General features: G+C 67.3%; 23 protein-coding genes and 4 tRNA genes. 9 read left to right on the top strand and 18 right to left on the bottom strand.

Annotation, left to right across the window (positions count from 1 at the left end; genetic code table 11):
• The first annotated feature begins 21 nt into the window (after positions 1-21).
• Positions 22-1407: an MFS transporter gene (locus ABL840_RS32935; protein WP_093304201.1), complete on the top strand. Its 1386-nt coding sequence runs from the start codon at positions 22-24 to the stop codon at positions 1405-1407.
• A 9-nt stretch (positions 1408-1416) separates the two neighbouring features.
• Here the strand turns inward: ABL840_RS32935 and ABL840_RS32930 are convergent, their stop codons facing one another.
• From ABL840_RS32930 to ABL840_RS32900, 7 genes are all read right to left on the bottom strand, one after another.
• Complete coding sequence (locus tag ABL840_RS32930; RefSeq protein ID WP_093304199.1) at positions 1417-2829, bottom strand: amidase; 1413 nt, start codon at positions 2827-2829, stop codon at positions 1417-1419.
• 167 nt (positions 2830-2996) lie between these two features.
• On the bottom strand, positions 2997-4484 hold the full coding sequence (locus ABL840_RS32925) for an ABC transporter substrate-binding protein (RefSeq protein WP_093304196.1): 1488 nt from the start codon (positions 4482-4484) through the stop codon (positions 2997-2999).
• Positions 4485-4722: 238 nt separating this feature from the next.
• Positions 4723-6216, bottom strand: a complete 1494-nt coding sequence (locus ABL840_RS32920; protein WP_093304194.1) for an ABC transporter substrate-binding protein — start codon at positions 6214-6216, stop codon at positions 4723-4725.
• A gap of 114 nt (positions 6217-6330) precedes the next feature.
• Entirely contained in the window at positions 6331-7161 is an 831-nt protein-coding gene (locus ABL840_RS32915; protein ID WP_093304192.1) for an ATP-binding cassette domain-containing protein, read from the bottom strand.
• On the bottom strand, positions 7158-8147 hold the full coding sequence (locus tag ABL840_RS32910; RefSeq protein ID WP_093304189.1) for an ABC transporter ATP-binding protein: 990 nt from the start codon (positions 8145-8147) through the stop codon (positions 7158-7160). Before ABL840_RS32910 ends, ABL840_RS32915 begins: the two co-directional genes overlap by 4 nt.
• A gap of 5 nt (positions 8148-8152) precedes the next feature.
• Positions 8153-9028, bottom strand: a complete 876-nt coding sequence (locus ABL840_RS32905; protein ID WP_093304188.1) for an ABC transporter permease — start codon at positions 9026-9028, stop codon at positions 8153-8155.
• Complete coding sequence (locus tag ABL840_RS32900) at positions 9025-9975, bottom strand: ABC transporter permease (protein ID WP_418116092.1); 951 nt, start codon at positions 9973-9975, stop codon at positions 9025-9027. The genes ABL840_RS32905 and ABL840_RS32900 overlap by 4 nt, the downstream gene beginning before the upstream one ends.
• Before the next feature lie 104 nt (positions 9976-10079).
• Here ABL840_RS32900 and ABL840_RS32895 point away from each other — a divergent pair, with 104 nt between their 5' ends.
• Complete coding sequence (locus ABL840_RS32895; protein WP_093308005.1) at positions 10080-10373, top strand: YfhL family 4Fe-4S dicluster ferredoxin; 294 nt, start codon at positions 10080-10082, stop codon at positions 10371-10373.
• On the opposite strand, the gene ABL840_RS32890 is transcribed toward ABL840_RS32895, so the two are convergent.
• The 8 genes from ABL840_RS32890 to ABL840_RS32855 all read right to left on the bottom strand — a co-directional run bounded on the left by ABL840_RS32890 (position 10370) and on the right by ABL840_RS32855 (position 16935).
• Positions 10370-10876: a hypothetical protein gene (locus ABL840_RS32890; RefSeq protein ID WP_093308006.1), complete on the bottom strand. Its 507-nt coding sequence runs from the start codon at positions 10874-10876 to the stop codon at positions 10370-10372. The genes ABL840_RS32895 and ABL840_RS32890 overlap by 4 nt on opposite strands.
• Positions 10877-10916: 40 nt before the next feature.
• On the bottom strand, positions 10917-11552 hold the full coding sequence (gene pth / locus ABL840_RS32885; protein ID WP_093209697.1) for an aminoacyl-tRNA hydrolase: 636 nt from the start codon (positions 11550-11552) through the stop codon (positions 10917-10919).
• Positions 11553-11635: 83 nt separating this feature from the next.
• A complete protein-coding gene (locus tag ABL840_RS32880; protein ID WP_093209698.1) occupies positions 11636-12313 on the bottom strand; it encodes a 50S ribosomal protein L25/general stress protein Ctc in 678 nt (225 codons plus the stop codon).
• An 86-nt stretch (positions 12314-12399) separates the two neighbouring features.
• Positions 12400-13374, bottom strand: a complete 975-nt coding sequence (locus ABL840_RS32875; RefSeq protein ID WP_081269883.1) for a ribose-phosphate pyrophosphokinase — start codon at positions 13372-13374, stop codon at positions 12400-12402.
• A gap of 138 nt (positions 13375-13512) precedes the next feature.
• A tRNA-Gln gene (locus ABL840_RS32870) sits at positions 13513-13589 on the bottom strand.
• A gap of 70 nt (positions 13590-13659) precedes the next feature.
• Entirely contained in the window at positions 13660-14541 is an 882-nt protein-coding gene (ispE, locus tag ABL840_RS32865) for a 4-(cytidine 5'-diphospho)-2-C-methyl-D-erythritol kinase (RefSeq protein WP_093308003.1), read from the bottom strand.
• The gene (locus ABL840_RS32860; protein ID WP_093209702.1) at positions 14538-15074 is read right to left on the bottom strand and encodes a lipoprotein insertase outer membrane protein LolB; all 537 of its coding nucleotides are present in this window, start codon (positions 15072-15074) and stop codon (positions 14538-14540) included. The genes ispE and ABL840_RS32860 overlap by 4 nt, the downstream gene beginning before the upstream one ends.
• A gap of 1 nt (position 15075) precedes the next feature.
• Positions 15076-16935 (bottom strand): tetratricopeptide repeat protein, encoded by a 1860-nt coding sequence (locus tag ABL840_RS32855; protein ID WP_093308001.1) that lies wholly within the window; start codon positions 16933-16935, stop codon positions 15076-15078.
• 82 nt (positions 16936-17017) lie between these two features.
• Between ABL840_RS32855 and mutM the strand changes: the two genes are divergently transcribed.
• The 3 genes from mutM (at position 17018) to mutY (ending at position 20966) form a co-directional block, all read left to right on the top strand.
• Complete coding sequence (gene mutM, locus ABL840_RS32850; RefSeq protein WP_093307999.1) at positions 17018-17830, top strand: bifunctional DNA-formamidopyrimidine glycosylase/DNA-(apurinic or apyrimidinic site) lyase; 813 nt, start codon at positions 17018-17020, stop codon at positions 17828-17830.
• A 102-nt stretch (positions 17831-17932) separates the two neighbouring features.
• Positions 17933-19894 carry a dynamin family protein gene (locus ABL840_RS32845; RefSeq protein ID WP_093209705.1) on the top strand — a complete coding sequence of 654 codons (1962 nt, stop codon included), beginning with the start codon at positions 17933-17935 and terminating at the stop codon, positions 19892-19894.
• A gap of 37 nt (positions 19895-19931) precedes the next feature.
• Positions 19932-20966 carry an A/G-specific adenine glycosylase gene (mutY, locus tag ABL840_RS32840; protein ID WP_093307998.1) on the top strand — a complete coding sequence of 345 codons (1035 nt, stop codon included), beginning with the start codon at positions 19932-19934 and terminating at the stop codon, positions 20964-20966.
• 19 nt (positions 20967-20985) lie between these two features.
• Here mutY and rapZ read toward each other — a convergent pair whose 3' ends face one another.
• Genes rapZ through ABL840_RS32825 form a run of 3 tightly spaced genes read right to left on the bottom strand, consistent with a single transcriptional unit; the run spans position 20986 to position 24456 of the window.
• Positions 20986-21864, bottom strand: coding sequence for an RNase adapter RapZ (gene rapZ / locus ABL840_RS32835; RefSeq protein WP_093209708.1), 879 nt, complete (start codon positions 21862-21864; stop codon positions 20986-20988).
• Positions 21861-23543 carry a DNA repair protein RecN gene (gene recN / locus ABL840_RS32830; protein WP_093307997.1) on the bottom strand — a complete coding sequence of 561 codons (1683 nt, stop codon included), beginning with the start codon at positions 23541-23543 and terminating at the stop codon, positions 21861-21863. Before recN ends, rapZ begins: the two co-directional genes overlap by 4 nt.
• 1 nt (position 23544) lies before the next feature.
• Positions 23545-24456, bottom strand: coding sequence for an NAD kinase (locus ABL840_RS32825; RefSeq protein ID WP_093209711.1), 912 nt, complete (start codon positions 24454-24456; stop codon positions 23545-23547).
• 31 nt (positions 24457-24487) lie between these two features.
• Here ABL840_RS32825 and hrcA point away from each other — a divergent pair, with 31 nt between their 5' ends.
• The 4 genes from hrcA (at position 24488) to ABL840_RS32805 (ending at position 25965) form a co-directional block, all read left to right on the top strand.
• Complete coding sequence (gene hrcA, locus ABL840_RS32820) at positions 24488-25495, top strand: heat-inducible transcriptional repressor HrcA (protein WP_093209713.1); 1008 nt, start codon at positions 24488-24490, stop codon at positions 25493-25495.
• A 31-nt stretch (positions 25496-25526) separates the two neighbouring features.
• Positions 25527-25603: transfer RNA gene (locus ABL840_RS32815), tRNA-Ile, on the top strand.
• An 82-nt stretch (positions 25604-25685) separates the two neighbouring features.
• Positions 25686-25762 (top strand) — tRNA-Arg (locus ABL840_RS32810).
• Positions 25763-25888: 126 nt separating this feature from the next.
• A tRNA-Arg gene (locus ABL840_RS32805) sits at positions 25889-25965 on the top strand.
• The last annotated feature ends 56 nt before the right edge of the window (positions 25966-26021 follow it).

Here is a 26021-nt window from a genome sequence, read left to right as displayed (position 1 = left end):
CGCCTCCCGGACAATGCGCCCATGCCGCCCCGCTACCGCATCGTCCCGCTCATCGTCGCCGCGCCTCTTTTCCTGCAGAACCTCGACACCTCGGTGATGGCCACGGCGCTGCCGACCATCGCGCACGCGCTCGACGTCAGCGTGCTGCACCTGAACCTCGCGATCACTTCATACCTGCTGAGCCTGGCGGTCTTCCTGCCCGTCAGCGGCTGGCTGGCCGATCGCTTCGGGCCCAAGCGGGTGTTCTGCGCGGCGGTGGCCTTCTTCTCGCTGGGCTCCACCCTGTGCGGAGCGGCGCAGACGCTGCCGCAGCTGGTGGCATTCCGGGTGCTGCAGGGCATGGGCGGCGCGATGATGCTGCCGGTCGGCCGGCTCATCCTGCTGCGCAGCGTGCCGCCTGCGCAGATGGTCTCGGCGATGGTGTGGTTCACGGTGCCGCCCGCTTTCGGCCGGCTGGCGGGGCCGCTGTTCGGCGGGGCAATCGTCACGCTGACTTCGTGGCGATGGATCTTCCTGGTCAACATCCCCTTCGGCCTGATCGCCATCGCCGGGGCGATGCGTTTCATCGGCGACCTGCCCGAAGACAGCTCTCCCGCGCCCTTCGACATCGAAGGCTTCGTGCTGCTGGCCCTGGGGCTGACGGCGTTGCTCGGCAGCCTGGAGATGGTGGGCAAGGCGCTGCTGCCGGTGTCGGTCATCTGGGCGATGGCGGGCGTCGGCGTGCTGGCCTCGCTGGTCTATCACCTGCGAAGCCGCGGCAAGGCAGAGCCGCTGATCGACCTGGGCATCCTGCGCTTCTCGACCTACCGCGCGTCGATCATCGGCGGCACGCCGCTGCGCATCGCGATCGGCGCTTCGCCCTTCCTGCTGCCGCTGATGCTGCAACTGGGCTTCGGGCTTTCGCCGCTGGCCTCGGGCAGCCTGACGATGGCCGCCGCGCTGGGCTCGCTGGCCACGCGCACGGTCATGGCGAGGGCGATACGCACGGTGGGTTTCCGCTCGCTGCTGGTCGGCGCAACCTGCCTGACCTGCCTTTGCTATGTGAGCTACGGCCAGTTCCGGCCCGCCACGCCGCATGTGCAGATCTTCGTGACGCTGCTGTTCGGCGGGCTGGTGAATTCGATGGCGATGGTGTCGCTGCAGACGCTGGGCTTCTCGCAGATTCCCAAGCCGCGCATGAGCCACGCGACCACGCTCAACAGCATGGCGCAACAGCTGTCCCTGAGCCTGGGTGTGACGCTCGGCGCCACGCTGGTCACGCTGGCGGCATGGTGGAACGGCAGCAGCACCAGCCAGCTGAGCGCGGCGGACTTTTCCCCTGCCTTCGGCGTGGTGGGCGCGATGACGCTGCTGTCCCTTCTGTCGTTCACCAAGCTGTCGAAGGACGAGGGCGCCGGGCTGCGCTGACGGGCGTGCCTAGGGCCCCGGGGCCTTGGGCCAGGGCCGCTGCGGCTCGCGGATCTGCTCGAAGGCGCGAGCGACGCGCAGCACCCCGAGGTCGTCGAATCGCTGGCCGGCAATCTGCAGCCCGATCGGCAATCCGCCCGCCGAGTACCCGCAATTCACCGAGGCGGCCGGCTGCTCCGACATGTTGAAAGGCACCGTGAACCCGATGTGCTCCAGCGGCCGCAGCGGGTCGTTGGTGGGTGACGGGGCCTCGGCCGCTGCAGGCATGTTCGGCGACACCGGCGAGATCACGTAGTCGAAGCGCGCGCATGCGCTCACGGCGGCCACGCGCGTCGCGTGGAACTGGCTGAAGCTGCGGAACACGTGCTCGCCGCTGAACTCGGCTGCGCTCTCGGCCCATTCGCGGATGTAGGGCAGCACCTTCGAGCGCTGGTCGGCGCGCAGGCCTTTCAGATCCACCAGGGAACGCATGCGCCACAGGTGGTCCATGCCGTCGAGCATGGCCTGCGACATGAAGGGCTGCATCGGCTCGATGATGGCGCCGGCCTTTTCCAGGAGCCGTGCCGCCTGCTCGACGGCCGCCTGTATCTCCGACTCCACAGCCAGCCCGCAGCCCGCGTCCAGCAGCAGCCCGATGCGCAGGCCGCGCAGATGGTCGGGCGACACGTCGAAGCCGGCCCAGTCGATCTCCTGCGGCGGCAGGCTCATGCTGTCGCGCGCGTCGGGCTTCGACAGCGCCTGCATCAGCAGCGCGGCGTCGCCCACGGTGCGGGTCATCGGCCCGGCCGCGCGGCCCATGTAGGGCGGGTCGATCGGAATGCGCCCCAGGCTCGGCTTGAGCGTGAAGATGCCGCACCAGCTCGCCGGCAGGCGCAGCGAGCCGCCGATGTCGGTGCCAAGGTGCAGCGGGCCGTAGCCCGCCGCGGCGGCAGCGCCGGCACCCGCGCTGGAGCCGCCCGGCGTGAGGCGCAGGTCCCACGGATTGCGCGCCAGCGTGTGGAAGCTCGAAAGTCCCGAGGACAGCATGCCGTAGTCCGGCATCGTCGTCTTGCTCACGATCACCGCGCCGGCTTCCTTTATGCGCGCGGCCGGCGGTGCGTCGGCGGTCGCGGGCCTCAGGTCGACGGCCGCGGTGCCCGCGGGCATCGGGTCGCCGCGCGTCGCGATGTTCTCCTTGATGGTGGCCGGCATGCCGTCGAGCGGGCCGAGCGCGTCGCCGCGCAGCCAGCGCGCCTCCGAGGCGCGCGCCTGCTCGAGCGCGGCCTCGGGCCTGAAGAGCCACGTGGCCTGCAGGTGCGGCTCCCAGCGCTCGACCTGCGCGATCACGGCCTGCGTGACCTCGACCGGCGAGAGCTCGCGGTCGCGGTAGGCGACCGCGAGTTCCTGTGCGGAAAGACTGCTCAGCAAGGCGACATCGGACATTGCTTTACTCACTCATGCTCCGCATTCCGCGCGATTCGCAGCGCACGAAATGCCCACGGCTCCTTCGGGAAACACCGTGGAACCGGCTTTGCCGGGCCACCGGTGTTGCCCCCGGTAGGGGGTTGGCGAAGCGACACCAAGTGCGCGAAGCCTGGGGGCGAGCTTGATCACCCCCACGAGAGTGCGGAGAGGTCGTTCACGAAGATCGGGTTTTCCTTCCAGATGCCCTTGACGCTCTTCTTCGCGACCGTCGGGAACTGCGGCTGGTAGAGGAAGCCGTTGGCCGCGTCGGTGGCCAGCATCTTCTGCGCGTCGCCCAGCAGCTTGTTGCGCTCGGTGGCGTTGGCGGTGGTCTTGATCTTGTCGAACAGCGTGTCGAAGGCCTTCGACTGGTAGCCCCAGTAGTAGTCCGCCTTGGCGTAGTTGCCGAGGTCGAAGGGCTCGACGTGCGACACGATCGACAGGTCGTAGTCCTTGTTGCCGTAGGTGCCGCTGAGCCACTGGGCCCACTCGACGTTCTGCACCTTCACCACGATGCCGATCTTGGCCAGCTGGGCCACGATCACCTCGCCGCCCTGGCGCGCGTACGGCGGCGGGGGCAGCGTCATCTTCAGCTCGAGCGGCGTCTTCACGCCTGCTTCGGCCAGCAGCTTCTTGGCCTTCTCGATGTCGAAGGGGTTGATGCCGGTGGTGTCGACGAAGCCCGCCGCGCCCGGCACGTAGTGGCTGCCGATGGGCACGCCGAAGCCGTCGGCCGCGCCTTCGATGACCGCCTTGCGGTCGATGGCCGCGAGGATGGCGCGGCGCACGCGCACGTCGTCCAGCGGCTTCTTCCTGTTGTTGATCGACAGGATGGTCTTGGCGCGCGAGCCGGCCAGGATCACCTGGAACTGCGGGTTCATCCTGAACTGCTGCACCACGCGCGTGCCGATGCGCGGGAACACGTCGATGTCGCCCGAGAGCATGGCCGCGGCCTGTGCCGCCGTGTCGGAGATGAAGCGGAAGGTGACCTTGTTGATCTTGGCGGTGGCGGGGCTGCGGAAGCCTTCCCACTTGCTCAGCGTGATCGACGAGCCCTTGGCCCAGTTGTCGAGCTTGTAGGGGCCGGTGCCGACCGGCTTGGTGGCGTTGCCCTCGGCGCTCTTGGGCTCGACGATCACCGCCGTGGCCTGGCCCAGCACGAAGGGCAGGTCGGGGTCGATCTCCTTGTTGATGATCACCACGGTGTAGTCGTCGACCACCTGCGTGCTCAGGTTGGCGAAGGTGCGCTTGTCCTTGTTGGTGCTCTTCTCGCTGCCGGCGCGGTCGAACGAGAACTTGACCGCGGCCGCGTTGAAGGGCTCGCCGTTCTGGTACTTCACGCCGCGGCGCAGCTTGAAGGTGTAGGTCTTCAGGTCGGGGGAGATTTCCCAGCTCTCGGCCAGCAGCGGCGTGACGCTGCCGTCGGAATTGATCTTGGTGAGCGTCTCCAGGATGTTGTACTGCACCACCTCGGCGATGGCGGCCGCGGCACCGGTGGTCGGATCGAGCCCCGGCGGCTCGAGCGCCATGCCGATCACGATGGCGTCCTTCCTGCCCTGCGCCATGCCGGCGAGCGGGCTGGCCAGCGCCACGGTGGCGCCGGCGGTGGTAAGGAGGGTGCGACGGTTCAACATACGTGTGATCTCCGGAAAAACAAGCCAGGTTCGAATGGCGGACGACTGCTCCGGCGCACGCCGTGCCCCGAAGGGAGGCGCGACGCCGCGAAAGACACGGCACGCAGCACGAAAGATGCCACGTGCGCGGCCGGTCATTCTCTCGCAGCGGGCGCGCCGGTGCGCGGCCCGCGGGCCGGTTTTTCCTCGGGAGGTTCCCGTAGAGCCCTGGAGTCGCCGCGGCGAAGGCGCGCCGGGTTCAGGCCCAGGACAGGGATGCGATGTCGTTCACGAAGATCGGCGTGTCCTTCCACAGCCCGCGCAGGTTGCGTCCGGCCACGGTGATGAACTGCGGCTGGAACAGGAAGACGTTGGCCGCGTCCTCCGCCAGCAGCCGCTGCGCGTCGCCCAGGTAGCGCAGGCGGTCGGCGGGGCGCGCGGCGTTGCGCGCCTTGTCGAAGACCTCGTTGAACTTCGCCGACTGGTAGCCCCAGTAGTACTCCGGCTTGGTGTAGTTCACCAGGTCGAAGGGCTCGACGTGCAGGATCAGCGAGAGGTCGTAGTTCTTGTTGCCGTAGGTGCCGCTGATCCATTGCGCCCATTCGACGTTCTGGATCTTCGCGACGATGCCCACCTTGGCGAGCTGCGCGGCGATCAGCTCGCCGCCCTGGCGTGCGTAGGGCGGGGGCGGCAGCACCAGTTCGAGTTCGAGCGGCGTCTTCACGCCGGCCTCGGCCAGCAGCTGCTTCGCCTTCTCGACGTTGTATGGGTTGATGCCGGTGGTGTCGACGTACCCCGGCGCGCCCGGCACGTAGTGGCTGCCGATGGGAATGCCGCGGCCGTCGACGGCGGCTTCGATCACGGCCTTGCGGTCGATGGCCGCGGAGATCGCGCGGCGCACGCGCACGTCGTCCAGCGGCTTGCGCCGGTTGTTGATGGCGAGGATGGTCTTGCCGCGCGATGCGTTGAACACCACCTGGAAGCGCTTGTCGTTCTGGAACTGCGGCAGGCTGCGCGACACCGATGCGTGCGGGAACAGGTCGACGTCGCCCGAGAGCAGCGCGGTGGTCTGCGCGGCCGGCTCGGAGATGAAGCGGAAGCTGGCCTTGCGGATCTGCACCGCGTCGGCATTGCGCCAGCCGTCCCACTTGGCGAGCACGATGCTCGAGCCCTTGGCCCAGTTGTCGAGCCTGTAGGGGCCGGTGCCGACCGGCTTGGTCGCGTTGGTCTCCACCGTCTTGGGCTCGACGATGATGGCCGAGGCCTGCCCGAGCAGGAACAGCAGGTCGGGCTCGATCTCCTTGGTGATCAGCACCACCGTGTGCTCGTCGACCACCTGCGTCGCGATGTTGGTGAAGGTGCGCTTGTCCTTGTTGGTGCTGTTGGCGGCGGCCGCGCGGTCGAACGAGAACTTCACGCTCTGCGCGTTGAAGGGCTCGCCGTTCTGGAACTTCACGCCGCGCCTGAGCTTGAAGGTGAGCGTCTTGAGGTCGGGCGAGACCTCCCAGCTTTCGGCCAGCAGCGGCGTGACGCTGCCGTCGGAGTTGATCTTGGTGAGGGTTTCGAAGACGGTGTAGAGCACCACCTCTGCGATCTCGGCGCCGGCCTTGGCCGTGGGGTCCAGGCCCGTGGGCTCGAGCGTGAGGCCGATGACCAGCGCATCCTTTCTCTTCTGTGCCAGCGCGAGCGTCGGCAGGGCCAGCGGTGTCAGGGCTGCGGCGCCGGTGGCGAGCAGGGTGCGTCGTTTGAGCATGGAGCGGTGTCCTCGAAACAGGGGGCAGGCATCATCCGCGACGGCGGACGCATGCGCAACCAGATGCTTATGACCCACTCATCCTAAGCAGAGTGGGCGACGCTTCGATGTCAGTCAGGCCGCGAGCAGCGTGCCGCCCGTGGGCGTGCGAGGCACCGCGTCGAGCAGCGTGCGCGTGTACTCGTGCTGCGCGTGATGGAAGAGCTCGGCGGGCGGCCCCTGCTCGACGATCAGCCCCTTCCACACCACGCACACGTTGTCGCATAGATGGTTGACCACCGCGAGGTCGTGGCTGATGAGCAGGTAGCTGATGCCGAACTGCTGCTGCAGGTCCTGCATGAGGTTGAGCACCTGGGCCTGCACCGACACGTCGAGCGCGCTGACGGGCTCGTCGGCCACGATGAGCTTGGGGCGCGTGATGAGCGCGCGCGCGATGGCGATGCGCTGGCGCTGGCCGCCGGAGAACTCGTGCGGGTACTTGTCGAGGTCGGTGGTGCGCAGGCCTACTGCGGCCAGGCTTTCCGAGGCGCGTTCGCGCTGCTCCGAGCGGCTGGTAGCGGCCAATGCCTCGAGCGGCTCGGCGACGATGCGCGCAACGGTCTGGCGCGGATCGAGCGAGCCATAAGGGTCCTGGAACACCATCTGAAAGTCGCGCCGCGCCACGCGCAGCTCTTCCTTCGACAGCGCGTGCAGGTCGCGGCCTTCGAGCGAGACGGTGCCGGATGTGGGCGTGTCGAGCGCCATCACGAGGCGAGCGATGGTCGACTTGCCCGAGCCCGATTCACCGACGATGCCCACGCTCCGGCCTGCCTGCACTTCGAAGCTCACGCCGTTGAGCGCCTTCACGGTGGGCGGCGGGCCGAAGAGTTTCTCGCGCGGCAGCGCGTAGTGGCGAACGAGGTCGGTGACCTTCAGCAGCGGCGGCACGTTGGTCTTCTCGCTCATGGTGCGGCGGCGACCTCGGTCGCGATCTCTTCCAGCCGGATGCATCGCACCGCATGCTCGTGCGGCAGCATCGTGGCCGGCGGCGTCGTGGTCCTGCAGGCGTCGATGGTGTAGCTGCATCGGCCCGCGAAGGGGCAGCCCTTCGGCAGGTCGACCAGCTCGGGCACGCTGCCCCTGATGGTGGCCAGCCGCAGGCCGCGCGGCGCGCCGATGGCCGGACGCGCGGCGAACAGGCCCTGCGTGTAGGGATGGGCGCGGCGTGCGAACACGGCCTCGGTGGGGCCGCTCTCGACCACGCTGCCGCCGTACATCACGAGCATCTTCGAGACCGTCTGCGCGATCACGCCGAGGTCGTGCGAGATCAGGATCAGCGCCATGCCGCGCTCGGCCACGAGGCTCTTGATCAGCTCGAGGATCTGCTTCTGGATGGTCACGTCGAGCGCGGTGGTGGGCTCGTCGGCGATCAGCAGCTCGGGCCCGCAAGCGAGCGCCATCGCGATGCCGATGCGTTGGCGCTGACCGCCGGAGAACTGGTGCGGATAGGCGTCGAGGCGCGAAGCCGCGTCGGGAATGCCCACGCGCTCCAGCAGCGCGAGCACTTCCTTGCGCGCATCGGCCTTCGAGAGTCCGCGATGCAGCCGAAGAGGCTCGCCGACCTGGCGCGCGATGGTGTGCACCGGGTTCAGCGCCGTCATCGGCTCCTGGAAGATCATGCCGATGCGGTTGCCCCTGATCTGGCACATCTGCTTTTCGGGAAGGCCGACGAGCTCCGTGCCGTCGAAGCGGATGCTGCCGCCGACCTTCGCGGTCGATGGAAGCAGGCCCATCAGCGACATCACGGTGATCGACTTGCCGCAGCCGGATTCGCCGACGATGCCCAGCGTTTCGCCGCGCTCCAGCGTGAAGCCGATGCCGCGCACGGCCTCGGCGGGGCCGCGCTGCGTCTGCAGGCCGATGCGGAGATCCTTGACTTCGAGCAGAGGCATCTTGCTTACCTCGCCCGTGCGAGTCGGGGGTCGAGCAGGTCGCGCAAACCGTCGCCCAGCAGGTTCAGGCCGAGCACTGCGAACGCGATGGCCATGCCGGGGAACACGGCGAGAAGGGGGGCCTGGAACATCATCGTCTGCGCCTCGCTGAGCATGCGGCCCCACGAAGGCTGCGGCGGTTGGGTGCCGAGGCCGAGGTAGGAGAGGGCGGCTTCGGCGAGGATGGCGATGGCGAAGCGGATGGTGATTTGCACGATCAGCACGGCCGAGATGTTCGGTAGCACGTGCTGCATCGTGATGGCGAACGAGCCCTTGCCGCAGGCGCGTGCAGCGGCCACGTACTCGCGCGACCAGATTGCATTGGCCGAGGCGCGCGTGATGCGCGCGAAGGTCGGAATGTTGTAGATGCCGATGGCGATGATCGCGTTGACGATGCCTGCGCCGAACACCGCCGTCATCATGATGGCCGAGAGGATCGCGGGGAAGGCGAGAGAGAAGTCGGTGAACCGCATGATGGCTTCTTCGACCCAGCCGCGCTTTGCTGCAGCGAGCAGGCCCAGTGCGGTGCCGACCACGAGGCCGATGCCGACGGCGATCACGCCCACGAGGATCGACGCGCGTGCGCCCACCAGCAGCAGCGACGCTACATCGCGCCCGTAGGTGTCGGTGCCCAGCCAATGCGCGCCCGTCGGCGGCTTCAGCTTGTTGGCCATGTCCATCTCGTAGGGGGACCACGGCGTCCACACCAGCGAGACGGCGGCAGCGAGCAGCAGGAGCAATGTCAGCGTTCCGCCCAGCACGAAGCTGCGGTGATGCAGTGCGCGGCGCCAGGAGCCCGGCACCTTGAGCGCGGCCGCGTTGGGGACTGCTGCGGTGCTCATATGTCGCTGGCCTTGATGCGCGGGTCGATCACGGCATAGAGCACGTCGACCACGAAGTTCACGACGACCACCATGGCCGCCAGCAGCATCACGCAGTTGCGCACCACGATCAGATCGCGGTTGCTGATGGCCTGGAAGATCAGCCGGCCCAGGCCGGGGAGATAGAAGACGTTCTCCACCACGATCGTGCCGGCCAGCAGCTCGGAGAACTGCATGCCCATCACCGTGATCACGGGGATCATCGCGTTGCGCAGCACGTGCGTCCAAAGCACCATGCGCTGCGACACGCCCTTGGCGCGCGCCGTGCGCACGAAGTCCTCGCGCATCACCTCGAGCACGGCCGAGCGCGTGATGCGAGCGAGGATCGCCGCCTGCACCACGGCCAGCGAAAGGGCAGGCAGCAGCAGCGACTTGATCCCCGCGAAGATGCCTTCGCCCCAGCCCTCGAAGCCGCCGGCGGAGAACCACTGCAGCTGCACCGAGAACACCAGGATCAGCAGGATGGCGAACCAGAAGTTCGGGATGGCGATGCCGACCTGGGCCATGCCCATGAGGCCGACGTCGCCGAGCTTGTTGTGGCGGGCCGCGGCCGTGACACCGACCAGCAGTGCGATCACGACCGTGAAGGTCATGGCCAGCACGGCCAGGGGCACCGTCAAGGCGAGGCGTTCGAGGATGAGGTCGAGCACCGGCGAGCTGTAGGCGTAGCTGTCGCCGAGGTTGCCGGTGAGCAGGCCGCCGATCCAGTGCCAGTAGCGCGTCCAGGCGGGCTGGTCGAGGCCGAGCTTGGTGGCCAGGGCGGCGACGGCCTCGGGCGAGGCGTCGGGGCCCATGAGCATCTGCGCGGCGTTGCCGGGCAGGATCTCGAGCACGAGGAAGACGATGACCGAGGCGCCGATCAGGGTGCCGATCAGCGTGGCGAAGCGCTTGACTAGAAACAGACTCATGGGGCGGGGCGCAGCATAACTGACTCCTGCAACAAGTGTGCCCCGAATGTGGCCTTTGTCATTCACCGACGGCCCGCCCGTTGGGAGCCGCGATAATCGGGGGTATGGCCCTCATGATCACCGACGAATGCATCAACTGCGATGTCTGCGAGCCCGAGTGCCCGAACGATGCGATCTACATGGGCGAGGCGTTCTACGAGATCGATCCGCACAAGTGCACCGAGTGCGTAGGCCATTTCGATGAGCCGCAATGCGTGCAGATCTGCCCGGTGGCCTGCATTCCCGTGAATCCCGAGCACGTGGAAAGCCGCGAGACGCTGATGCAGAAGTACCAGCGTCTCACGGCGATCAAGGTGACTGCCGCGGCTGCGGCATCATCTGCTTCGTCCGGCGCCTAGTCGGCCGACTTCCGCTTCTTTTTCCTGCGCTCCGGCGCGTCGCCGGCTGCCTTCGCGCTCTGGCCGCTGGTGAAGCTCATGCTCGACTTGCGCGGCTCGCCGGCCTCCTTGCGTGCCCGGTCCCGCTCTTTCTGTTCGGCCATGGCGAGGCGCTTTTCCGCGAGCGCGGCGCTTCTCGCCTCCCGCGCGGCCCGCTGGTCGCGGTCATGGGCAGCCTTTTCCAGCGAAAGGCGGTTGCGCTCCATGCGGTCGGCCTGGGTTTGCGCGTTGCGGGTGCCGGCATCGGCGGCGCGGCGGTCTTCGTCGCTGCGGCGGTCGTCCACCTTCACCGTGCTGCCGCCCTCGCAGGGGCGGTCGGAATAGGCGTTGCCGCATCGCCAGGTGCTCGCTCCCTGAGCGTAGGCGCCCGCGGAGCAAATGCCGAGTGCTATTGAAAACATAGCAGCTGCGGCCTTCGAAGCCGTCTTCCTGCTTTCCTCTTTCTCTTTCTTCTTTTCGCTCATCATTTTTTATTTCTCTCCCTCCCTGCACTTCAATGGCCGGCTAGGTGGCGGCAGGCGTTGTGCCCCCTTCGCCGGGCTCCCTCCGCGGCGGCTTGGGCCGGGGCGGTTTGCTCGTGTGAATGACCAGGGTCGCCTTCTCCATCTCGCCCGCCACCAGCGCGGGGATCGCGTGCAGGGTGCGGGTAATGGCGTCCTCGATCGCTTCGCGTTGTTCCTTGAGCGGCTTCTTGAGCACCCAGTTGACGACCTCCGACTTCACGCCTGGGTGCCCGATGCCGAGGCGCAGCCGCCAGTAGTCGCCGGTGCCCAACTGGGCGTGAATGTCGCGCAGCCCGTTGTGGCCGGCATGGCTGCCGCCGAACTTGAGCTTGACCTGGCCTGGGACAACGTCGAGTTCGTCGTGCACCACGAGGATTTCCTCGGGCGCGATCTTGAAGAAGCGCGCCAAGGCGGCCACCGACTTGCCCGACAGGTTCATGAAGGTCTGCGGCTCCAGCAGCCAGATGCTCTGGCCGCCGATGCTCGTGCGCGCGGCAAGGCCGTGGTAGCTGCGCTCGGGCACGAGATTGAGCTTCCATTCGCGCGCGAGGGCGTCGATCCACCAGAAGCCGGCGTTGTGCCGCGTGGCTTCGTACTCGGGGCCCGGGTTTCCGAGGCCGACAAACAGCTTAATCATGGTCGTGGATTATCCGGTCGCCGGAAAAGCAGAAGGCCCGCACGAGGCGGGCCTTCGAGAAGCAACGAATGCGAAGAAGCGGATTACTTCTTGGCAGGTGCCTTGGCAGCGGGCGTCTTGGCCGCGGCCTTGCCACCCTTGCCAGCCGGAGCGGCGGCTGCGTCGGCAGCAGCTGCGCCTTCGGCGGGAGCTTCTTCTTCAGCAGCCGGCGTCACGGCCGAAGCCAGCACCGGGTTTGCCTTGCCGTGGCTGACCCACTTCACGCCGCGGGGCAGCTTGATGTCCTTCAGCGTGACGGTACCGTTCTTCTTCAGGCCCGACAGGTCGACTTCGATGAACTCGGGCAGGTCGGTCGGCAGGCAGTTCACTTCCAGTTCGGTCGTGACGTGGTTGACCAGGTTGTGGTCGAGCTTGACGGCTTCGGACTCTTCCTCGCCCTTGAAGTGCACGGGCACCTTCAGGGTCATGCGGGTCTTGGCGTCCACGCGCTGGAAGTCGATGTGCTGAACCAGCTGGCGGAAGGGGTGGTATTGCACGTCGCGCAGCAGAACCTTGCTGACGTTGCCGCCCAGTTCCATCTCGAGAACGCTCGAGTGGAAGGCTTCCTTCTTCAGGGCGTGCCACAGCGCGTTGTGATCGATCTCGATCAGTTGCGGCTGGGTGTCGCCACCGTAGACGATGCCGGGGGTCTTGCCCGAGATGCGGAGACGGCGGCTCGCACCCGTGCCCTGCTTTGCGCGCTCAAAAGCGACGAATTTCATAACTAGCTCCTGTGAGAGTCCACCGCGACCAGTGCGACTCCGGTTCAAAAAGGCCTCCAGCAAAGGAGGCCCGCTTCATGCCCCGGTCAGAACAGGTTGTCCTGATCCGAGAACAAACTCATCACCGACTCGCCCTTGGCAATGCGCTGGATCGTTTCGGCGATCAGCGGTGCCACGGAGAGCTGGCGGATCTTTCCGCAGGCATTGGCGCCGTCGGAAAGGGGAATGGTGTTGGTCACGACCACTTCGTCGAGGGCCGAGCCCTGCGTGATGCGCTCGATGGCCGGGCCCGAGAAGATCGGGTGCGTGCAGTAGGCGTACACGCTCTTGGCGCCTCGTTCCTTCAGCACTTCGGCTGCTTTGACCAGCGTGCCGGCGGTGTCGATCATGTCGTCCATGATCACGCAGTTGCGGCCGTCGATCTCGCCGATCACGTTCATGACTTCGCTGACGTTGGCCTTCGGGCGGCGCTTGTCGATGATGGCGAGGTCGCAGTTCAGCTGCTTGGCCAGCGCGCGGGCGCGGACCACGCCGCCCACGTCGGGCGAGACCACGATCAGGTCTTCGTAGTTCTTGGCGCGCAGGTCGCCCAGCAGGACCGGCGAGGCGTAGATGTTGTCGACGGGGATGTCGAAGAAGCCCTGGATCTGGTCGGCATGCAGGTCCATCGTGAGCACGCGCTCGACGCCGACGGTTTCCAGCAGGTTGGCCACCACCTTGGCCGAGATCGGCACGCGGCTGGAGCGCGGACGGCGGTCCTGGCGGGCGTAGCCGAAGTAGGGGATCACGGCGCTGATGCGTTCGGCCGATGCGCGCTTGAGCGCGTCGACCATGATCAGCAGTTCCATCAGGTTTTCGTTGGTCGGCGCGCAGGTCGACTGAACGACGAACACGTCGCGCGCCCGGACGTTCTGGTTGATCTCGACGGTGACTTCTCCGTCGGAGAAGCGGCCGACGCGGGCAGCGCCCAGCGAAGTGCCGAGGTTGTGCGCGATTTCTGCGGCAAGGCCCGGATTGGCGTTGCCGGTGAAAACCATGAAATCAGGGTGATTAGCCTGCATGAGCGCGTCCCGGCAGTGCAAGTGGGCTTAGGAAGCCGCCAAAAGGTTCGTATGCGTGGCGGCCGGTGAGCCGCCGATTATTGCAGCGGGTGGGCTGCAAATGAAGACTGCGGCCGTCGGGCCGCAGTCGTGAAGATTTGGCAGGGGAGAAAGGATTCGAACCTTTGCATGCTGGAATCAAAATCCAGTGCCTTAACCAGCTTGGCGACTCCCCTACACGGGTCGATGGTTTTCACCACCAACCGATATATGTCGCATCGAACCGAATGAACGGTCCGATCATCTTCAGGTTGCCCATCCAAGGAGCGGATGAACTTCCAGGTTGCTGCATTGACGAACCTGCCAGCCTTCGGGGGCTTCGAGCAGTTCCGCTTCCTGCGGCGATTGCGGCAGCTTCGCGAACACCGAGCTTCCGGAGCCGGTCATCCGGGCCTTCAATCCCTGGGTGCCGAGCCATTCGATGGCTTCGGTGACCGCGGGGCAAAGTCGCTGGGCAACCGGCTGCAGGTCGTTGTGACCGAAGTCGAAAACCTGGTTTCCCAAGTTTGTCGCTTCAGACGATTCGCTGTCTGCAGCAAAGCCTGAGATTATAGCAACAGGCGTAGCGCGTTGGAGATCTGAAGCCGAAAAAATTAATCGGGTATCGAGTCCCTCGGGTGGTTTGACCACCGCGAAACGCGCGGATGGGAGTGTAACCGGTGTGATTTGCTCCCCGATGCCCTCGACCCACGCATTGCGGCCACCGAGGAAGAAGGGCACGTCGGCGCCCAGCTTCAGGCCGATGTGGGCCAGCCGCGACAGCGGCAGGTTCAGCCCCCACAGGCGGTTCAGCGCGAGCAGGCAGGTGGCGGCATCCGACGAGCCTCCGCCCATGCCCGCCTGTGCCGGCACATGCTTGGCGACGCCGATGTGCGCGCCCTGCCCGGGCGCCGCGAACGGCTGCAGGGCGCGTGCGGCGCGCAGGATCAGGTCGTCCGCGGGCAGTTCAGTCGTCAGGTCTTCGCGGCTCAGCTGGCCGTCGCGCCGCAGTTCGACGTGCAGCGTGTCGCACCAGTCGATCAGCATGAAGACCGACTGCAACAGGTGGTAGCCGTCGTCGCGCCGGCCGGTGATGTGAAGGAAAAGATTGAGCTTGGCCGGCGCTGGAAGGTCGTAGATCGCCTTCATGACCGCTCGAACACGATGCGCAGGTCGGCCCGCGGGCTCGGCGACTCGCGCACGGCATTCAGCCGCCCGGAGCCGAGTTGCGCAAGATCGGGCTTCCAGCCGGGCACGGGCTCGTTGCGGCCGGCCAGCCAGCCGAACAGGGCGCCGACCGGAATGGCCGCGCCGGTGGCCGCCTCGATCAGTTCGTCGACGGAGTCGAAGCGCCGTGTCTTGCTGCCGTCCTTCAAGAGAGCTTCGCCCGGCGCCCAGTGCAACTGGGCGAGGGTGCTGCCGATGGGCGTCGTGAGCGTGAGGTCGCCGGCCTCGGCAGACCCGCGCAGTTCGAACAGCGCAGCGAAGGTCTGGACCGGCTCGCTCTCGATGCGCAGCGACATGCGGCCGCTCCAGCTCTCCGAAGGCTTCGGCACGGCAGAGCCGCCGGACAGCTGCGCGCATCCGGCGGCCAACAGTGCCGCCGCACCGCCCGCCGCCAGAAATGCGCGACGGCCATGGCGGCCGGCCTGCATCGGCGCGAGTGCTCCTGCCTGCGCCATGTCAGGGCTTCACTCGCAGGCGCTTCAGCGTTTCCTGCAGCGTTTCGTTCTCGGCATCGCTCAGCAGGGCTTCCTTCCAGATCGTGACCGCGCGGTCCTTCTGGCCGGAGGTCCACAGGACTTCGCCGAAGTGAGCGCCGATCTCGGGATCGGGCCGGGTCTTGTAGGCCGCCTCGAGGATGCGGATGGCCTCGGCCGTGTTGCCGAGCCGGAACTCGACCCAGCCCAGGCTGTCGGCGATGAAGGGGTCTTCCGGCGCCAGCTGCACCGCCTTCTGGATCAGCGTGCGTGCCTCCTCGAGACGGATCTTGCGATCGGCCAGCGAGTAGCCCAGCGCGTTGTATGCGTTCTGGTTGTCGGGCTTGAGCTCGATGAGGCGGCGCAGCAGGCGCTCCATGTCGTCGAGGCGATTGAGCTTCTCGGCGATCATGGCCTGGTCGTACACCAGATCGCCATCGTCCGGCGACGCAGCCGAGGCCTGGGCGAGCATGTCGTAGGCCGCCTGGTACTGCTTCGCGTCGCGCAACAGCTGCACTTCGGCAAGGAACTTCTGCTTCTTGTCGTCGGCCGTGCGCTCGGGCAGGCCGCGGATGATCTCGCGGGCCTGGGGCAGCTTGCCCTGGCGCGCCAGCAGGGTCGCGCGGCGGGTCTGCGCGGCCACCACCTCGTCGGCGCCGTCGACGCGCGAGAGCCAGCGTTCGGCCGCCGCATAGTCCTTGCGCCGTTCGGCCAGCTGCGACAGAGCGAAGTACGCCTGCGACACGCCGCGCTTGCGGTCGGCCGCATCGTCGGCATCCTTGCTGTTGCCGCTCTTCGAACCGGCCGACAGCTCGATGAAGCGCTTGATCGAAGCCTCGGCCGCCGCGTCCTGCCGGGCCTGCATCTGCAGGCTGCCCAGCAGCAGCCACGGTTCCGCGAGCTCGGGGCGCGAAGTGGTCAGCGCCTGAAGCTGCGCGGAGGCGTCGCTGTAGCGGCGGTTCTCGACCAGCACGCGCGCATAGGCGACGCGCAGGTCGGGCGAGGCCTTCGGGTTGTTGTTCAGGAAGCGCGTGACGATCGGTTCGGCCAGCGGCTGGCCGGGGTCGATCATCTCGAGTGCCAGAGCGGCGGGCGCGTCGGAGGCCGGGTCGATCTCCTGGCCCTTGCGCGCGGCTTCCAGCGCACCGGAAGCATCGCCCGCGTTGAGACGCAGCCTGCCGACGGTGGCCCAGGCTAGCCCGCCGGTGGTGGGGCTCTTCAGCTCGTCGACCAGCGCCTGCTCGACCACCGAGGCGGCCAGCTTCTTGTCGGATGCGCGCGAGTAGTTGCGCGCGATCACGGCCATCAGCAGCGGACGCTCGATCTGCGAGGTGGCGGCCACCTCGGCGCGCAGCGGCTCGACGGTTTCGCTGATGCGGTTCAGCGCGATCAGGATCTGCAACTCGATGCGGCGTGCGTCGCGCGAGTTCGGCAAGGTTTCCTGCCAGGCGCGTGCCGCGGCAAGCGCCGCGTCGCCGGAGCGCGACTGCAGGGCGATCTCGACCGCGCGCTGGAACAGCTTGCCGTCGCGCAGCCGCCGTGCGGCGTCGAGCACCAGTGCGTAGCCGGAACCGGGATCGCCCGAACGGGCCGTCATCTCGCCCATCAGGATCTCGTAGAACAGGTCGGCCGTCAGCGCTGACTGCAGCGGCGCGGGTTCGGCGGCCGCTTTGGCCGCGGCCGGTCGCGGCCTGACCACAGGCTTCGACGGAGCCGGCCGTTCGATGACGGGAGCGGGGCTGGTGGGGGCTGCGGGATCGGGGGATTGCGCCTGGACGGCGCAGGCCAGCAAGGCGAGAGACGCGGCCGCCGCAAGGCGGTGTCGGCGGGGCGAAAGATTCATCTGACCATAATAATCCAGCCTTTTGTACGAGCATCGCGTGGGGCTTCGTTGCCGCTGGCGTTTGCCGAAGATTTACTTTTTCATGCCCGAGCTACCCGAAGTCGAAGTCACCCGCCGTGGGTTTGCCGACCGCATCGCAGGCGGGCGCATCGAAGCGGTGCGCATCGGCAAGCCCCTGCGCTGGGCGCTGATGGTGCTGCCCGAGGCGCTGGTCGGACGGCAGGTGCGCGAGGTGCGCCGGCGCGGCAAGTACCTTCTGATCGATCTCGACCGCGGCATCCTTCTGCTGCACCTGGGCATGTCGGGCAGCCTGCGCTTCGATGCAGCGCTGCCGCCGCCTGGCCCGCACGATCACTTCGATCTTGTTACCAACCGCGGCACTCTCAGGCTCAACGACCCGCGCCGCTTCGGTGCAGTTGTTTACGTGGAAGACGAGTCCGCGCCTTGGGCAATAAAGCTGCTGGGCGGCCTTGGCATGGAGCCGCTGGACGAGGGTTTCGACCTCGACGCCTTCCATGCCGGCCTCAGGAAGCGCAAGACCGCCGTCAAGCAGGTGCTGCTGGCGGGCGACGTGGTGGTGGGCGTGGGCAACATCTACGCGTCGGAAGCGTTGTTCCAGGCGGGTATCCGGCCGACGCTGTCGGCGGCGCGCATCAGCCGCCCACGAGCCGCCAAGCTTCATGCGGCGGTGCGCGAGATCCTGGCGCGGGCGGTGGAGAAGGGCGGCAGCACGCTGCGCGATTTCTCCAATGTGGACGGACAGAATGGCTATTTCCAGCTCGAAGCGACTGTCTACGGCCGGGCCGGCGAGCCCTGTCGGGTTTGCGCAACGCCGATCCGGCTGCTGCGCCAGGGGCAGCGCTCCACCTATTACTGCCCCAACTGCCAGAAGTAGGCGCAGGCTCGCAAGATGGAAACAGCAAAATAGAAACAATCTAGAAACGGTGGCAGCACGCCCGCCGATGTATATTTGTAAATTGTTTCTTACATATTCCCCTTGAGCCGCTCCTTCAACCAACAACTCGATCAGCACGGTGCGTGGCGAAGCAATTTCGCCCACCGGCTGCAGTGGCTGTCCCGCTGGCTGACCGAGAACGAGCTGCTCGACCAGGCAGTGGCTGAGCGCCTGCGCGGGCTCGAGACGCAGATTCGCACGAGCAAGGTCATGGTCGCCTTCGTGGCCGAGTTCTCGCGCGGCAAGTCGGAGCTGATCAACGCCATCTTCTTCGCCGGCTACGGGCGGCGCATCATGCCCGCGAGCGCCGGCCGCACCACGATGTGCCCGACCGAGCTGGGCTACGACGCCGCGCATGCGCCCAAGCTGCGCCTGCTGCCCATCGAGACCCGGCTGGAGCCTCATTCGCTGGCCCATTGGCGCGACAAGCCCACGCGCTGGACCGAGATCGCCATCGACGTCGGCAACGCCGAACAGCTGGCGCAGGCGATGGGCAAGGTGGCCGAGGTGCGCTGGGTGAGCAAGGACGAGGCCCGCACGCTGGGCTTCTGGAACGACGACACGCCCGATGACAACCCGGTGCAGGACGCCGAAGGCCGCGTGGAAATTCCGCGCTGGCGCCACGCGGTGCTGAACATGCCGCACCCGCTGCTGGAGCAGGGGCTGGTGATCCTCGATACGCCGGGCCTGAACGCGATCGGCGCCGAACCCGAACTCACCGTGAGCCTGATCCCGCAGGCGCACGCGGTGGTCTTCATCCTGGGCGCCGAAACCGGCGTGACGCGCTCCGACCTTTCCATCTGGCGCGAGCACCTGATCACCGAGGACGAAGGCAACGACACGCGCTTCGTGGTGCTCAACAAGATCGACACCATGTGGGACACGCTCAGCACGCCCGCGCAGATCGAGCAGCAGATCGAGCGCCAGCGCGAAGGCGCGGCCCGCCTGCTCGAAGTGCCGCTGGCGCAGGTGCTGCCCGTGTCCGCGCAGAAGGGCCTGCAGGCCAAGATCCAGCACGACGGCCAGCTGCTGCAGGCCAGCCGCCTGCCGGCGCTCGAATCGCTGCTCGCCGAAGGCGTGCTCGGCAAGCGCGAGACCATGCTGCGGCTCGCGGTGGATGCGGGCATGACCGCGCTGCGCGCCGAGGCCGAGCGCATTCTGAAAGTGCGCCAGCGCGACCTGGCCGAGCAGGCGCTCGAGCTGCAGGGGCTGCGCGGCAAGAACGTCTCGGTGATCCGCCACATGCGCGCGCGCATCGACCAGGAGCATGCCGAGTTCGAGGGCAGCAACACGCGCATCCTGGCGCTGCGCTCGGTGCAGGGCAAGCTGCTGCGCGAGGTGTATGCCGTGCTCGGCCGCACCGCGCTGAAAGCCGACATGGTGAAGCTTTCGGCCGCGCTCAAGCGCCCCGGCGTCAAGTTCAACGTGCGCAAGGTGTACGCCGAGACATTCGACTCGCTGCGCAACAACCTGCGCGAGGTGCAGGCGACCACGGCAGAGATCCAGTCGATGCTGCATGCCACCTTCCGCCAGCTCAACGCCGAGCAGGGCTTCACCCTGCAGGCGCCGGCCGAGCCCGACCTCACGGGCTTCGAGCAGGAGCTGGCGCAGATCGAGCGCAGCCATATCCACTACCTGGGCGTGGGCAACCTGCTGAAGCTCGCTCAGGCCGACTTCTGCGACAAGCTGGTCCGCGCGCTCGCCAGCCGGCTGCGGCTGGTCAACGAGGCCGCCATGACCGAGGTCGAGCGCTGGAGCAAGGGTGCGAGCGCGCAGATCGATGCGCAACTCAAGGAGCGCCGTCGCAACTTCAGCAAGCGCATCGAGGCGATCGAGCGCATCCAGAGCGCGGCGGGCAACCTCGATGAGCGACTGGTCGAACTCGCCGCGCAGGAAAGTAACCTCTCCGAGCTTCATGTGCAGCTGCGCGAGTTCACTTCGCTGATCGCGCAGCACGGAAGGCCGCAGCCCGCGGCCACCATCGGCGAACTGCGTGCGGCCTGAAGATTCCGCCTCCAAGGCGGCGACTGCAACCCTGTCATTGCCCCCGGATTTCGCAGCCCAGATCGTGAGCTGGCAGCGCAGCCACGGGCGCAGCCAGCTGCCGTGGCAGAACACGCGCGACCCATACCGCGTGTGGCTGTCGGAAGTGATGCTGCAGCAGACGCAGGTGTCGACCGTGCTGGGCTACTTCGCGCGCTTTCTCGAACGCTTTCCCGACGTGAAGGCGCTGGCCGCCGGCACCGAGGACGAGGTGTTCGGGCTCTGGAGCGGGCTGGGCTACTACAGCCGGGCGCGCAACATGCACCGCTGCGCGCAGGAAGTCGTCGCGCGATTCGGCGGCGAGTTTCCGCGTACCGCGGCTGAACTCGTCACCCTGCCGGGCATCGGCCGATCGACCTCGGCCGCCATCGCAGCCTTCTGCTTCGGCGAGCGCGTCGCGATCCTCGACGGCAACGTGAAGCGCGTGCTGACGCGCGTGCTCGGCTTCGCGGGCGACATGTCTTCCGCGGCGCAGGAGCGCGCTTTGTGGGACCTAGCGACGCAACTGCTGCCGCCCGCGAAGGAAAAGGAGGCCATCGCGTCCTACACGCAGGGCGTGATGGACATGGGCGCCACGGTGTGCCTGCCGCGCAAGCCGAGCTGCATGATCTGCCCGGTGCAGAAGAGCTGCGCGGCCCTGCGTGAAGGTACGCCGGAGCGCTACCCGGTCAAGACGCGCAAGCTCAAGCGCAGCGCGCAGTCGCTCTGGGTGCTGCTGGCGCGCGACGCGCAAGGCCGTGTGTGGCTGGAGAAGCGGCCGTCGAAGGGCATCTGGGCCGGGCTCTACTGCCTGCCGGTGTTCGACAGCCGTGAAGAGCTTCTTGCCGCCCTGCCTGCGGCGGCGCGACGTGGTGTGCAAGACCTACCGGCCTTCGTGCACGTGCTGACCCACAAGGACCTGCACCTGCATCCGATACAGGTCGACGGCGGCCAGCCGCAGGGCGAGGGCGCACGCTGGGTCGGAGCGGAAGAATGGAGCCGGCTGGGTCTGCCGGCGCCGATGCGCAAGCTGCTGGAGGGCGGCGAGGCCTAGCCAGCTCGCGCCTAGTCGATCAAATCGCGTCGAGTTCGCGGTGGCGCTTGAGCGCACCCCAGCGGGCGCCGAACGAGCGCGCCAGTTGCTCGACCAGGAACACCGAGCGGTGCTGTCCGCCCGTGCACCCGATGGCCACCGTCACGTAGCTGCGATGGTCGCGCGCCAGCGCGTCGAGCCAGTGCGTCAGGAACTGCTCGATGTCGTCGTACATGCGCGCCACGTCGTCGTGCTCGCGCAGCCATTCGATCACCGGCTCGTCGCGGCCCGTGAGCGGGCGCAGCGCCGGCACGTAGTGCGGGTTGGGCAGCATGCGCACGTCGAACACGTAGTCGGCGTCCAGCGGCACGCCGCGCTTGAAGGCGAAGGACTCGAACACCAGCGTCAGCGCGCTCTGCGGCGCCGAGATCAGCGACTTGATGTAGCTCTGCAGCTGCGCCGGGCGGATCAGGCTGGTGTCGATCACGTCCGCGCCGTCGCGCAGGTCGGCCAGCAGCTCGCGCTCGAGCTCGATGGCCTGGGTCAGCACGCGGTGCTGCTCGGGTGCGTCGGTGCGGCCTTCCTGGCGCGAGAGCGGGTGGCGGCGGCGGGTTTCGGAGTAGCGGCGCAGCAAGGCGTCGGTGGTCGCGTCGAGGAACAGCGAGCGCAGCGAGATGCCACCGTCGCGGCGCAGCGCCTCGAGCTGCTGCGGAACGATGGGCAGCGAGACGCCGCTTCGCACGTCCATGGCAATGGCCACGCGCGTGGCCTGCTGCTCGTGCTGCAGCGCGATGAACGAGGTCAGCAGCTCGGGCGGCAGGTTGTCGACGCAGTAGTAGCCCGCGTCTTCCAGCGCATGCAGGGCCACCGACTTGCCGGAACCCGACATGCCCGTGATGAGCACGAGATCGAGGGTCATTGCAGGGCTGCCGAAGTCTTGTGGCCGAGCATTTCGCGCGCGTGGGCGAGCGAGGTCTGCGAGACCTTCTCGCCGCCCAGCATGCGGGCGATTTCCCTGGCGCGGCTGTCGTCGTCGAGGCGCGACACGCCGCTCTCGGTGCGCGGGCCGTCGCTGCCGGTTGCGGCTGTCTGGCGCTTGGCCACCACGAGGTGGTGGTCGGCGCAGGCGGCCACCTGGGGCAGGTGGGTCACGGCGAGCACCTGGCGATCGCGGCCGAGCTGCTTCATCAGGCGGCCGACGGTCTCCGCGACCGCGCCGCCAACGCCGGAGTCGACCTCGTCGAAGATCAGCGTCTGCGCGGCGCCGAGCTGGCTGGTGGTGACTGCGATGGCCAGTGCGATGCGCGACAGTTCGCCGCCCGAAGCCACCTTGCCGATGGCCCGGGGCGTGCTGCCGGTGTGGCCGGCCACGAGAAAGGCGACGTCCTCGAGGCCTGCGCGGCTGGGCTGTGCCAGCGGCTGAAGTTCGACTTCGAAGCGCCCGCCCTGCATGCCCAGGCCCTGCATCGCGTCGGTGACGGCCTGGCCGAGGCGCGGCGCGGCCTGCTTGCGGGCCTTGCCCAGCGCCTTGGCTTCCTTCATGTAGGCCTGCTGCGCGGCCTGCTCGGCGCGTTCCAGGCCTTCGAGATCGCTTTGCGCGTCGAGCGCCTGCAGCTCGGCCTGCCAGCCGGCCAGCAGCGCCGGCAGCTCGACCGGCGGGCGCTTGTAGCGGCGCGCGAGCGACATCCACAAGCCCATGCGCTCGTCGAGTTCGGCGAGGCTTTGCGGGTCGGTGTCGGCATCGCGAAGGTAGCCGTGCAGCGTGTGCGCCGCGTCGGAGGCCTGCGCCACGCAGGAGGCGAGCACCTCGCCCAGTGCGCGGAACTCGGGCTCGATGTGCTCGCAGTTCTGCAGCAGCGTGGTCGCGCGCTGAAGCGCGGAGAGGGCGCCGTTGTCGTCGTCTTCGAGCGCCTGGCTGGCGCCCTGTGCCGCGTCGATCAGCGCCTGCGCGTTCGAGATGCGCGAGTGGTTGGTGGAGAGCTCCTCCCACTCGTCGGCGCCCGGCGCGAGCTTGGCGACTTCGGAGATCTGCCATTGCAGCCGTTCGCGTTCGCGCTGCAGCGAGTCTTGCGCCGAGCGCGCGTGCTCGAGCGCGGAAAGCGCTTGTCGCCAGGCTTGCCATGCGGCATCGAGCGCGTCGGTGCGCACGCCGGCGTAGGCATCGAGCAGGCCGCGCACCGCCTCGGGCCGCGTCAGGCTCTGCCAGGCGTGCTGGCCGTGGATGTCGAGCAGGCGGTCGCCGAGTTCGCGCAGCTGCGTGGCGGTGGCGGGGCTGCCGTTGATCCAGCCGCGGCTGCGGCCCTGCAGGTCGACCGTGCGGCGCAAAAGCAGCGCGTCGCCGGCTTCGAAGCCGCCTTCGTCGAGCCAGCTGCCGAGGGCTGGATCGGCATCGAACTCGGCGCTCACGTCGAGCCGCTCGGCGCCTTCGCGCACCGCGCCGGCATCGGCGCGATTGCCCAGCGCCAGCTGCAGCGCGTCGATCAGGATGGATTTGCCCGCGCCGGTTTCGCCGGTCAATACCGTGAAGCCGCCGGACAGGTCGAGTTCGAGTGATCGCACGATCACGAAGTCGCGCAGTGCGATGCGTCGCAGCGCCATTTCAGGAGCCCCCTTCGTTCCAGTGAAGTTTCTTGCGCAGCGTGTCGAAATAGCTCCAGCCGCGCGGGTGCAGGAAGCGCACGCGGAAGTCGGAGCGGCGCACCACCACGCGGTCGCCAATCGCCAGCGAGGCCAGCGACTGCATGTCGAAATTGGCGCTGGCGTCGCGGCCGCCGACCAGCTCGATGACGATCTCGTCGGCGTCGGGCAGCAGCACGGGGCGGTTCGACAGCGTGTGTGGTGCGATGGGTACTAGCACCCAGCCCGGCACGGCAGGATGCAAGAGTGGCCCGCCGGCCGACAGCGCATAGGCGGTCGAGCCGGTGGGCGTGGCGATGATCAGGCCGTCGGCGCGCTGGTTGGCAACGAAATGGCGGCCCACCGACACGCGAAGCTCGACCATGCCGGAGGTGGCGCCGCGATTGACGACCACGTCGTTCATCGCAAAGGCGTCGAACACCGATACGCCGTCGCGCACGACCTGCGCCTGCATCAGGCTGCGGTGGTCTTCCTCGTACTCGCCGGCCAGCATCGGAATGAGCGTGGCCTGGTAGTTGTCGAGCGGGATGTCGGTGATGAAGCCGAGCCGGCCGCGGTTGATGCCGATCAGCGGAATGCCGTAGCTGGCGAGTTGCCGGCCGATGCCGAGCATGGTGCCGTCGCCGCCGACCACGAGGCCTAGGTCGCAGCGCTGGCCGATTTCCTCGACGGTGAGGGCCTGGTAGCGCGGATGGGCGGGGGCGCCGTCATCGGCTTCTTCGCATGTCGGGCGCTCTACGAACACCGTGCAGCCCTGGGATTCGAGGAAGGCGCCGATGCCCTCCATGACGCTGTCGCGCGCATCCGCCTGCGCCCGGGCGCCGGAAGCCTGGTATTTGCCGATCAGGGCTACGTGACGAAAGCGAGAGGTCATATCTCACAAATTACAACACTAAAATCTTGCAATGCTGGACGACCGTGCCAAGTTGCTGCTCAAGACGCTCGTCGAGCGCTACATCGCTGACGGGCAACCCGTGGGTTCGCGGACGCTTTCGCGTTCCTCGGGGCTCGATCTGTCGCCGGCAACCATCCGCAACGTCATGTCCGACCTCGAGGCGCTGGGGCTGATTGCCAGCCCGCACACCTCGGCTGGCCGCATTCCAACGCATCGCGGCTATCGCCTCTTCGTCGACACGATGCTGACCGCCCAGCGCGAGCAGATGACCGCGCCGAGCCTCGCGCCCGACCAGCCGCAGAAGGTGATCGCCAATGCTGCGCACCTGCTGTCGAACATGTCGCAGTTCGTCGGCGTGGTGATGGCGCCGCGGCGCGCATCGGTGTTCAAGCAGATCGAGTTCCTGCGGCTGTCGGAGCGGCGCCTGCTGGTGATCATCGTCTCGCCGGACGGCGACGTGCAGAACCGCGTGATCTTTCCGGAGGCCGACTATTCGCAGTCGCAACTGGTCGAGGCCTCGAACTACATCAACGCGAACTATGCGGGCCTGACCATCGAGCAGGTGCGCGACCGGCTGCAGTCCGAGATCGAGATGCTGCGCGGCGAGATCGCGACGCTGATGCAGGCCGCTGTGCAGGTCAGCTCCGAAGTGCTGACCGAGGCGCAGGAAGACGACGTCGTGATCTCCGGCGAGCGCAACCTGCTGGCAGTGAGCGATTTCTCCAGCGACATGGGGCAGCTGCGCCGCGCCTTCGAGCTCTTCGAGCAGAAGGCCCAGCTGATGCGCCTACTGGACGTGTCGAGCAAGGCCGAGGGCGTGCGCATCTTCATCGGCGGCGAGAGCCAGGTGGTGCCGTTCGAGGAGCTGTCCATCGTCAGCGCCAACTACGAGGTCGACGGGCAGGTCGTGGGCACGTTGGGCGTGATCGGGCCGACGCGCATGCCTTACGAGCGCATGATTCAGATCGTCGACATCACGTCGCGTCTGGTGAGCAATGCGCTGAGTCATCGCAAGTAGGTCGCGCGGCGCGAATAGAATCGTTCCGCGTGGGCCGTTAGCTCAGTTGGTTAGAGCAGCGGACTCATAATCCGTTGGTCGCTGGTTCAAGCCCAGCACGGCCTACCACCACTCCCTCGGCGATTCGATCTTTGCATCTTTTGTCGTGCTTTCGGGGAGCAGCCAAAAACAGGCTATAATCGAGAGCTTCGCGGCTGTAGCTCAGCTGGATAGAGTACTTGGCTACGAACCAAGGGGTCGTGGGTTCGATTCCTGCCAGCCGCACCATCTTGAAAATGCCCGGAAGATTCGTCTTCCGGGCATTTTTCTTTTTCGGGCTTTGCGCCACTTTCATGACAGTTCGCCAGAGTAAATCCGAAAAGGACAATAAAGCGGGCTATAATCGCTAGCTGTGCGGCTGTAGCTCAGCTGGATAGAGTACTTGGCTACGAACCAAGGGGTCGTGGGTTCGATTCCTGCCAGCCGCACCACTATAAAGAAAGCCCGCAACGCGAGTTGCGGGCTTTTTTCTTTTCGGAGGTTTGGC

Origin of the sequence: Variovorax sp. NFACC27, from assembly GCF_048301545.1 — a bacterium.
GTDB classification, from domain to species: domain Bacteria; phylum Pseudomonadota; class Gammaproteobacteria; order Burkholderiales; family Burkholderiaceae_C; genus Variovorax; species Variovorax gossypii.
Note: the sequence above shows the minus strand (reverse complement) of the source record. Positions and strands in the feature narration are given on the sequence as shown.